The sequence below is a fragment of the Cytophagia bacterium CHB2 genome, assembly GCA_030263535.1.
GTDB lineage: Bacteria > Zhuqueibacterota > Zhuqueibacteria > Zhuqueibacterales > Zhuqueibacteraceae > Coneutiohabitans.
The window spans coordinates 1-9,770 of record SZPB01000248.1 but is presented as its reverse complement, the minus strand read 5'-3'; the positions used below and the strand labels follow the sequence as shown (position 1 = coordinate 9,770).

At 53.6% G+C, this 9,770-nt stretch carries 9 protein-coding genes; 3 read left to right on the top strand and 6 right to left on the bottom strand.

The features are described from left to right. Positions 1–18 precede the first annotated feature (18 nt). Positions 19–1,107 carry a butyrate kinase gene (gene buk / locus FBQ85_20640; protein MDL1877546.1) on the top strand — a complete coding sequence of 363 codons (1,089 nt, stop codon included), beginning with the start codon at positions 19–21 and terminating at the stop codon, positions 1,105–1,107. A gap of 39 nt (positions 1,108–1,146) precedes the next feature. Next, positions 1,147–1,530 (top strand): STAS domain-containing protein, encoded by a 384-nt coding sequence (locus FBQ85_20635; protein MDL1877545.1) that lies wholly within the window; start codon positions 1,147–1,149, stop codon positions 1,528–1,530. A 184-nt stretch (positions 1,531–1,714) separates the two neighbouring features. Here the strand turns inward: FBQ85_20635 and FBQ85_20630 are convergent, their stop codons facing one another. The 5 genes from FBQ85_20630 to FBQ85_20610 all read right to left on the bottom strand — a co-directional run bounded on the left by FBQ85_20630 (position 1,715) and on the right by FBQ85_20610 (position 7,224). Beyond that, complete coding sequence (locus tag FBQ85_20630) at positions 1,715–2,197, bottom strand: cytochrome C (protein ID MDL1877544.1); 483 nt, start codon at positions 2,195–2,197, stop codon at positions 1,715–1,717. A gap of 8 nt (positions 2,198–2,205) precedes the next feature. Continuing rightward, positions 2,206–3,492 carry a membrane dipeptidase gene (locus FBQ85_20625; GenBank protein MDL1877543.1) on the bottom strand — a complete coding sequence of 429 codons (1,287 nt, stop codon included), beginning with the start codon at positions 3,490–3,492 and terminating at the stop codon, positions 2,206–2,208. A 281-nt stretch (positions 3,493–3,773) separates the two neighbouring features. Next, a complete protein-coding gene (locus FBQ85_20620; GenBank protein ID MDL1877542.1) occupies positions 3,774–4,925 on the bottom strand; it encodes an ArgE/DapE family deacylase in 1,152 nt (383 codons plus the stop codon). 206 nt (positions 4,926–5,131) lie between these two features. After that, a complete protein-coding gene (locus tag FBQ85_20615) occupies positions 5,132–6,874 on the bottom strand; it encodes a hypothetical protein (protein MDL1877541.1) in 1,743 nt (580 codons plus the stop codon). A 32-nt stretch (positions 6,875–6,906) separates the two neighbouring features. Then, positions 6,907–7,224, bottom strand: a complete 318-nt coding sequence (locus FBQ85_20610; protein MDL1877540.1) for a YbjQ family protein — start codon at positions 7,222–7,224, stop codon at positions 6,907–6,909. 447 nt (positions 7,225–7,671) lie between these two features. On the opposite strand from FBQ85_20610, the gene FBQ85_20605 reads away from it, so the two are divergent. Beyond that, a complete protein-coding gene (locus FBQ85_20605) occupies positions 7,672–8,943 on the top strand; it encodes a tetratricopeptide repeat protein (GenBank protein ID MDL1877539.1) in 1,272 nt (423 codons plus the stop codon). Positions 8,944–9,020: 77 nt separating this feature from the next. Here the strand turns inward: FBQ85_20605 and FBQ85_20600 are convergent. Then, positions 9,021–9,770 (bottom strand): membrane dipeptidase (locus FBQ85_20600; protein MDL1877538.1); only part of this gene is annotated, 750 nt, incomplete at its 5' end.

Here is a 9,770-nt window from a genome sequence, read left to right as displayed (position 1 = left end):
GCCCTGACACGATCTCGTATGGATGATAAAACTTTTCAAATACTCGTCATCAACCCCGGCTCAACTTCAACGAAGTTTGCCCAATTTACCAACGAAGCGCCGGTTTTTACTGAAACCTTGCGCCACAGCGATGCCGAGTTGGCACAATTCATCAATTCGCCAATACTCGCACAACTGGAATTTCGTCTGGAGAAAATTCTGGCAAGTTTGCGCGATCATGCGGTAGGCTTGCGGCATCTCGATGCTGTTGCCGGTCGCGGCGGCTTGTTGAAGCCCTTGGCAAGCGGAACCTATCTGGTCAATGATCACATGCTCGAGGATTTGCGCCGCGTCGAGCGCGGCGAGCATGCTTCCAATCTTGGCGCATTTCTCGCGCACCAGCTCGCAGCGCATGCCCGCTGTCCGGCTTTTATTGTTGATCCGGTGAGCGTTGATGAATGGCCGCCGGTCGCGCGCCTTTCCGGTTTGGCGGGAATGGATCGCGAATGTCTCTCGCATGCGCTGAACACCAAAGCCATTGCCAAACGTTTTGCTCGCGAGCAGGGCAAAGTGTATCGCGATTTGCGCTTGATTATCGCGCATCTCGGCAGCGGCATTTCCATCTCTGCGCATGAGAACGGTAAGATGATCGAGGTCACAAACTCGCGAGAAGAAGGCGCGTTTTCCACCGAGCGCGCGGGATCGTTGCCGGTGATGAAGCTAGTTGATCTTTGTTTCTCCGGCAAGTATTCCCGGCAGGAGGTGGAAACAAAAATTTTTCGGCAGGGCGGTATTTACTCTTATCTTGGCACCAAAGATCTTGCGGAAGTGTTGCGCCGTTCCGCCGCTCGAGAAGAAAGAGCGCAACTTGTGGTTGCCGGACTCGTCTATCAATGCTGCAAAGAGATTGGCGCGATGGCCGCCGTGCTTGCCGGGCGCGTTGATGCGATCCTGCTCACCGGAGGAATGGTGCATCCAGTTGAAGTTGCGGAGAGAATGAAAGCGCAAGTCAACTGGATCGCGCCGGTTTTTGTATATCCCGGAGAAGATGAAATACGCGCGTTGGCAGAAGGCGCGCTGCGCGTGTTGCGGGGTGAGGAAGAGGCGCTGGATTATCAGCTTCAATGAATACTTGAGATCTGTTCTTTAAAATCTTTAATATACAGGATGATAGCTATGGAATACACGGAAGAAGCACTCGGCCCCGTTAAGATTTTGCATTTGAGCGGCAAAATCATGGGTGATGCGCAAACGCAAGGGATGTGCCGTTTTCTCAAGGACACGATCAACGCCGGTACGGAACGTTTGGTCATGGATTTTCGTGAGGTGTCCTGGATCAACAGCAGCGGCATAGGCGCCATCATGGCCTGCCTGACCGCCTTGCGCGAGCATGGCGGCGACATTCGCTTTGCGAATCTGCATCATATGACGCAACACTACTTTCATATCACCAAGCTGGAAACCGTGGTTAAAGTGTTCACCAGCGTTGCAGAAGCAGTCGCCAGTTTTGAAAGCCAACCCGAAATGACGTATATCAAGCAAAATGTGTGAGGGCGTTGCAAGTTGGGTCATAAGCTTGCATTATTTTGCCTGCTTTCTGATTGCGTGAAAACGCCGGGGTTCATGTGTGACGCGCCGTTTGTTGGACGCTGAGTTTGTTGCGTCGCACTCATTGTAGCTGGAATTTTTGTAATAGGTCACGCAAACCGCCGGCTGAGCCAGTTGAAGCCGAAGCCTAAGGCTCGCGTGATATTTCCTCGTCCAACACCGAGCGCGCATCTTTGGCCCAGCCGCTCAATGTTTGAATATCTTGATCACTGAGCTGCGCGTGAGAGGAGTGCAGCAGCAAATAAGACTGCAACGGCATTTCGCGCCGCTTCACCAAATCCTCAATTTCTTCGAGTTTGTGACTCGCCTGTTTCGGCGTGTATTTCGCCCAATCCGAAAAATTCAAATGGCGGCGGCCGTCGTTGACGTGATTGATCACAAACCACGATGCCGGGGCAACATGGCTATACCAGGGCCACGCCGTTTCATGCGAGTGGCAATCCGCACACGCGCGTTTGAGGAGAGTCTGTATCTCCGGCGGCGTGGTTAGATTCGCGGCAAGCGTGCGGCCTTCCTCCACTGGCGGGTTGGTTTTAGCGGGGCCCAAGAATTGCACAATGACAAGCGCCGCGAGCAAAACGATTCCTGCTTTTTTAAAAAGTGATGTCATAAGCCTTCTCAATTAGCCGTATTTAAAACCGGTTGTTGTTTCTGCAATTTTCTGGCGACTTTCTCAGCGTCCTTGAATACGCGCAACAAATTCCCGCCCCAAATTTTTCCAATATCTTTTTCCGAATACCCCCGGCGCAGCAACTCAAGCGTGATGTTGGGCATCTCGCTGACATCGTCAATGCCGGTGAAACCGCCGCCGCCATCAAAGTCCGAGCCGATGCCGATGTGATCGATTCCCATGACTTTCACCATGTGGTCGATGTGATCGATCGCGTCCGTCAAATGCGGGCGGTTGGCGGGAAATTTTTCGTTGATCTCTTGAAATTTTGCCATCAGCTCGCTTTGTTCGTCCTCGCTCAGTTCGCCGCGCCGCCAAGCTGCGCGTTTTTCCCGATAAGGCTCAAGCGCCGCCTCGCGTTCGGGATTCGGGGGAAGCTTTTTAATGTAATTGCCCAGCAGGCAGAGTTGCACCACGCCGCCGTTTTTCTTAACCGCCGCCAGCATGTCGTCGTTCATGTTGCGCGGATGATCGCACAGGGCGCGCGCGCTCGAATGCGAGGCAATCACCGGTGCCTGTGTCAGAGCAATGACATCCCAAAATGTTTCGTCATGCACATGCGAAATATCGACCATCATGCCCAAACGGTTCATTTCCTTGACGGCTGCCTCACCCAGCGGGCTTAAGCCGTTCCACTCGGTTTTTTCATCGGTGGAGGAATCGCCGAGCTCATTGTTGCGCGTGTGCGTGATGGTCATGTAACGCACGCCGAGATCGTAAAACGTTTTGATTAGGCTCAAATCTTTGCCGACGGGATAGCCGTTTTCCATACCCATAAAAATCGCGCGTTTGCCGGATTTCTCAAGGCGCACGGCGTCCTCAGGCGTCAAAGCAATTTCCGCGAGATTGGGATAATCGCTCACCATTTTTTTTGTGATTTCGATGAGCTTGAGCGCATGCGCCTGGGCATTGGCGTGGCCTTCGTCTGTGCGAGGCCCTTGTGAAGTGTAGATCGACATGAACACTGCATCCAACCCGCCTTCCTGCATGCGCATCAAATCCCACTGGCCGCTGGTGCGCGAGCCCGGCTCATGCCGTTCACCCGGCACAAACTCCGGCGAGCGCAGTTGGCGCGAGGGCCAGTCGATGTGGGTATCGATCGTCAGCACGCGCTGGTGAATCTTTGCAGCTTTTTGTTGGAGGAATTCCTCTGAAGGTTGTGCAAAGCTTTCCGAGGCAAGGGTGACGAGGACAAGCAACAGAAATATGTGCCGGAATTTTTTTTCTTTCACCATGACACCTCCGTGTTAATCATGCAATGACGCACTTGCGGCCCTTCTCCCGGAAGGCAGTAAGCAGGCCGCCGGGCAGGCAATTGCACTAAAATTGGCAAAAAGCATAACGCATTTGGGTTGTAAAAGCAAGAGGATTTTGCCTGCGGCAGGTTTGAAATTTTTGTGTGATTTCCACTTTTGAGGGCGGAGGTTAAAGCCGCGAGAAGGGCTGCGATTCTTCGCTTGTCTGAAAAACGGTATGGGGCATTGCACAACAAAAGTTTAAGGAAACCAATCTGATTCTACCCGCAATATGCGACCGCAGTTTGCGCGAGAATTTGCGCCAGCACGGCGAGGGATTTCAGATCAACCCATTCGACCGCAGCGTGCGCGCCGGCGCCAGCCGGGCCAATGACTACGGTTTCAATGCCGGCAGCCGCGAGCAAAGCTGAATCCATCCAAAACGACTGCCCGATGTGTTGCGGTCTCTTGCCCAGAATCGGCGAGGCCGTTTCAGCAAGAATCTTGACTAAATCCGCCTGCGGTGAAACTTCAAACGGCGCGCGCGCCAGAATTGATTTTGCCGTCGCGCGGTATTTGGGATCTTCGGCCGTCAGATGGGTAAGAATCGTCTGAATCTCCCGCAGGACTTGCGCTTCGGTTTCGCCCGGGATGGTGCGGCGCTCGATAAAAAGCTTGCAGGTGGCAGCATAGGTGCTCAGGCCGCTGCCGCCTTGCAGCATTGCGGCGTGCAAGGAGGGAGGCCCAACCAACGCATGCCCGGCGCGGCCGCGTAGATCGTGCTCAAGGCGTTCCAGGCGCGCCAGGAATCGTCCCATGCGCATGTTGGCGTCAATGCCTTCGGCAAAACGGCTGCCGTGGGCGGCGCGGCCAAAGGTTTCGACTTCCAGCCAGACGAAGCCCTTGTGCGCGAGACAAAGCTGCAACTCCGTGGCTTCCGTCACAATCGCCGCGTCAACTTTGATCTGTTCGATCACCTCAGCCGTGCCGAGGCTGGCATGTTCTTCATCGGCGACTGCCGCCAGAATGACATCACCGTTTAGCGCAATATCCGCCTCGACCAAGGATTTCAATGCGGTCAGGCACGCGGCGAGACTGCCTTTCATGTCATAGGCGCCGCGGCCATACATCTTACCGTCGCGTACTTCTGCGGCGAACGGCGCTGCCATGCCCTCAACGCCAACGGTATCAAGATGCGCATTCAGCATCAACGAACGGCCTTGGCCTTTCCCGGGAAGCCGGCCAATGACGCTCACGCGACCGGGTTGCGCCTGGCAGAGTTTGACTTCAAGATCGAGTTTGCGCAGGCCGGAGGCAACATAATCTGCAATTTCCGCTTCGCCGGGGCTGCCAGCGACGAGCACCGGATTGATCGAGTTGATGCGGATCAAATCCCGCAGAGTGCTCGTCAAATAAGCATGATCGATTTTCATGATTGCCCTCACGAGGTTTTGCTGCTGATGCTCGATGAGCCGTGGAAATCGGGGCCGCATAGCGACATTGCGGGGACAGCGGCTCAATGGCCTTAAAATAAAAACACCAGCAGATAGCTGCAACCAATTTGTTTAAATAGTTTTGGTTGCGGATTTCTGCCGGTGTTTTCGGAGGTGCAGCAATTTATCGTGTTGAGGAGTTACCCTCACTCGACGCGATAGAGCGTAATGCCGTAATGGCCGGGATCGTGGGGCGGCGAAGTGTTCCAATCGTTAAACGAATGCGAATCATCGGTGGAGAAAAACAACTCGTATTCGCCGGGTTTCAACAAAATCGTATCATTGAACACGCGATTCTTGTCGCCGCCGCCGGCATGATCAGTCATGCGATACGTCATCTCCCACACGGTGCGGCCGGACTTGGCATCCTCGATCCAGCCGTAATCGTACATCGCGCCGTCACGTCCTTCGCCAATCGCATAAACGCGCACCTGGCCGGATTTCTCCAGCTTGAAACTGGTGCGCCGGCGCTCGCCATCGCGCACGCGGATCAACTGGGCGATAACGTTGCGGTCGCGTTCTTCTTCGAAATCGGCAATATCTTTCGGGTTGAATTTTTCGTCGGCGGCATACAGCGTCAACCCCCAATGCTCGCGGTCAAACGGCGCCGAGGAGTTCCAATCGCGATACGAATGTGAGCCGTCGGAAACATAATAAGCCATGTAACTGCCGGGTTCGAAGCGAATCACCTCATCGATCATGCGGTTCTTGCTGGCGCCGCCGGCATGATCGGTATCGCGATAATTCATTTCCCAAACTTTCTTGCCGGTTTTGGCGTCGGCAATCCAGCCGTAATCGAACATTTCACCGTCGCGGCCTTCGCCAATGGCATAAATGCGCACGGGCAGCGCTTTCTTCAGCGTGAAACCTTTGGAATGATAATCACTGTCGCCCACGCGGGTGAATTTGACGATGACATTAGTTTCGGGGGGATCGGCGTACTCGAAATTTTTCACGTAGGCTTTCATGCTTGTTTCAGCCGGGCGAATGACCATGCCCCAGAAGTTGGGATCGTAAGGCGGGGTGGCGTTCCATTCGCGGCTGGAATGCGAATCATCCGTCACAAAATAGGCAACATAATCGCCGGCCGGCAGTGAGATCACCTCATTGAACAGGCGGTTTTTCTTGTCGCCGCCGCCGTGTTCGGAATTGCGATAAGAGAACTGCCAGATTTTCTCATGCGTTTTCGCATTCATAATCCAGCCGTAGTCATAACTTTCTTCATAACGGATTTCGCCGAGCGCATAGATGCGCACATCCATCGGCCGTTCGAGCGTGAATCCTTGGCGTTCATAAGCTTCGTCAGACAGATGGGTGAGCGTGACAATCGCGTCGCGCGTAAGCTCGCGGCGCCATTCATCAACGGTTGCATCCGGCACGGCCCGGCCCGCGCCCTTCACCACGATCATCGCTTCATCGTAGATTTGATCATCGAAACGTTCGTCGCGGCGGTTCCAATCAAAAATTCGATCGAACACGTTGCCGATGGCGTCGCCAAAATCTTTGACGTCGTCGGAACTATAGAAGCCGTAATAAAACGAGGAGAAATAGACTTCATATTCGCCTTTGTCGAGAGCGGCGGTATCTTGCAATTCCAGCAATTTGCGGCTGCGGCGTCTCTCTTCTCCGCTGCGCGCCTGCCACACGACTTCGCGCGTTTTCGCGTTGAGAATCCAGGCTGACGTGCCCAACAGCTTGTGGCCCCGGCCATTGCCCAGCGCGCCCACGAGCTCGATCTGAACGGACTGGTCGCGATCGAGCACGAAGCCGGCGCTGCGCGTTTCGAACATGCGCATATTGCGAATTTCGGCTAGGGTTTGATTCTGGGCATGCAGGGGAGGAATCGTGCTGAGCGCGCCGGCAAGAATCATGAGACAGGTTTTTTTCATGTGGCCTCCGTTGACTTCGCGTATTCGCAGGATTAGGCAGGTTTAACGACGACGGCGGTGCCGTAACACAAAACTTCCGTGACGCCCTGCATGATTTCATTCGCATCGTAGCGAATGCCAATCACAGCATTGGCGCCGATCTCCTGGGCATGGCGCACCATCATCTCAAACGCTTCGTTGCGTGTTTTTTCGCATAGTTCGGTGAACAACGAAATGTTGCCGCCCACCAGCGTTTGCAGCGACGCGCCGATCGTGCCGAAAATCGAGCGCGAGCGCACGGTAATGCCGCGCACCACGCCCAGATTCCTGGTCACTTGATAGCCGTCCAGAGTGAACGCCGTGGTTGTCATGGCATGTTGTATCATTGTACTCTACCTTCCTTAAGAATCATCAACCTAACAATTGTCGCTGCTGGGCAAGGTCATACGTCAGACTGGCAGGAAGGTTACGAAAAATTTCTCATAACTTCAAAAATATTTTGAGGGTGCAAGCTGCGGCACGCTGTGCAATGCTGCGCCGATCTTGGCCATTTTAAGTGGAACGGATAAAGCTTCTCTCATCCTATGGGTTCTTCTATCTGCCGAAGATTTTCCTTTTAGCTGTCGATCGTTCGCGTTGGGTCAAGTTCTTAAGAACTCTTGCCTGAACGCACCATATCGCGAGGCGCAACCGGGAACGCCAGGGGAAATTCTTTCCCGGTGGTGAAAACGCATTAAACAAATTCCAGCGCGGCGTGTCTATCTCTCAAAATTCGCTGACCTTAAATCCATCGCGTTTTATTTTGAGGAGACCAAACCATGTCATTTCGTCAACGGTGTTGTTTTTTTGTGCTCGCGCTGCTGCTGGGTTTTTCGCTTTCAGCGAGTCACGCCCAGAAGAAGCTGACGCTCAGCACCAAGTCGCAAGATGCAAAGCATGCTTATGCTGAAACCATCAAGGGCATCGAATCCTTCCAACAATTCCAGCCGCTGCAACAACTCGCGCAAAGTATTGTGAAGGCCGACTCCAATTTTGCCATGGGACATATGTTGGTGGCGGCTTTCTCTCAGCCGGACGTGCGCACGAAAATTACCGAAAAAGCCTTGCAACTCGGGGCTAAAGCCTCGAAAGGCGAACAACTCTATCTCGAGGCTACGTCTTACGCCTACACCAATAATCGCGAAAAAGCGATTGAGATTTTTACCAAGTTGCACAAGCAGTATCCCGGCGAACGTCGCGTTTGCATGATGCTGGGCCAGTTGCATCAGCAGCTCGGCCAGTTCAAAGAAGCGATTTCGTATTTCGAAGCGGCCAACAAGATCGACGCCAGCACACCGCGTGCGCATTCGATGATCGGCGATTGCTACGTGTTGCAAGAGCAATACGCCAAAGCGCGGGAGTATTATGACGCCGCCATCAGTCGCGTCGGGCCGGACGCCTCGCCTTTTGGCCCGTTCTTCGGCAAAGCGCTCAGCAATATTTACGAAGGCCAGCCCGACCCCGCGATTGCAGCGGTGAAGGAGTTTCACAGCCGCTACAGTCGCAACGGCTCAGCCGAGGGCTTCCCGGATGTTTGGATTTGGAATTTCACGGGCCGCGTCAATTTGGAATTCGGCCGCTACGACGAAGCGTTAAAGTGCTATGAAACCGGCTACAAATCCGTGCCGGGCAGCTCGATTGACAGCGTCAACAAAAAAGTCTGGTTTGGCCGCGTTTTTCACGGCAAGGCTCGAACCCTGGCCAAAATGGGCCGGCATGGCGAGGCGCAGCAATACGCCGATCAAATCAAAATGATGATTGAAAACGGCGGCAAGGAAGGCGAGCAATATTGGAAGGCTTATCATTATCTGGCGGGTTATCTCAAACTCGAAAGCGGGGATTACAAAGCGGCCGCCGAGCATCTCGAGCAATCCGATCAGGAAGATCCGTTTCAAAAATTGCTGCTGGCCAAAGCCAACCTCAAGCTCGGCAATAAAAGTTATGCGCTCGACATTTGCAAAGAGATTGTGAAGAACACCAACAACAATTTCGACCGCGCCCTGGCCTATCCGGAAGCAAAAAAGATTTTGGCTTCAGCCGGGACGTTTTGAGGTAAGTCACAAGACAGTTTTACTACTTTACACCTTACACGGCGCCGGACCATGTAAGGTGTAAAGTTCAACGTGCTTCAGCTCTTCTCCGCCTGCAACGTCTTCGCCGTCTTTTCCACTTCCGACCACACGCGCAGCAAATTCCCCGAGCAGATCTTCTCGATGTCTTTGTCGGAATAGCCCTTCTTCAGCAATTCGTAAATGAGATTGGGAAAATCCGCCACGCTTTTTAAGCCGGTGGGGAGGGAGTCGCCCACGCCGTCGAAGTCGGAACCGAAACCGACATGGTCGATGCCCACCAGCTTTACCACATGATCGATGTTCGCAACGACGTCGGAAATGTCCGCATACGTGAGGTTATGCTCTTCGCGATATTTTTCGACAAACGCCTTGCCCTCTTCAGAGTTGGGGTTGATTTTCTGCTCGACTAATGCTTTCCACAAACCTTCTTCGGTTTTTTGATAAGCGCCGTTCACGAACGAGGAGCCGAATGCGATTTGAATGACGCCGCCATTTTTTGCCAGGGTTTTGATCATGTCATCGCTCATGTTGCGTTCCCAGCCGGGCGTGAAGCTGCGGCAGGAGGAATGTGAGGCGATGACCGGCGCTTTGGTGAGGCGAATCACCTGATAAAATGCCGAGTCTGACACATGTGAAATATCGACCATGATGCCCAGGCGATTCATCTCTGCCACGACTTCCTTACCGAACGGGCTCAGGCCGTTCCATTGATGATTGGGATCATACGAAGAATCGCAAATGTGATTGCTTTTGCCATGCGTGAGCGTAATGTAACGAATGCCGCGATCATAAAAATGTTTGAGATT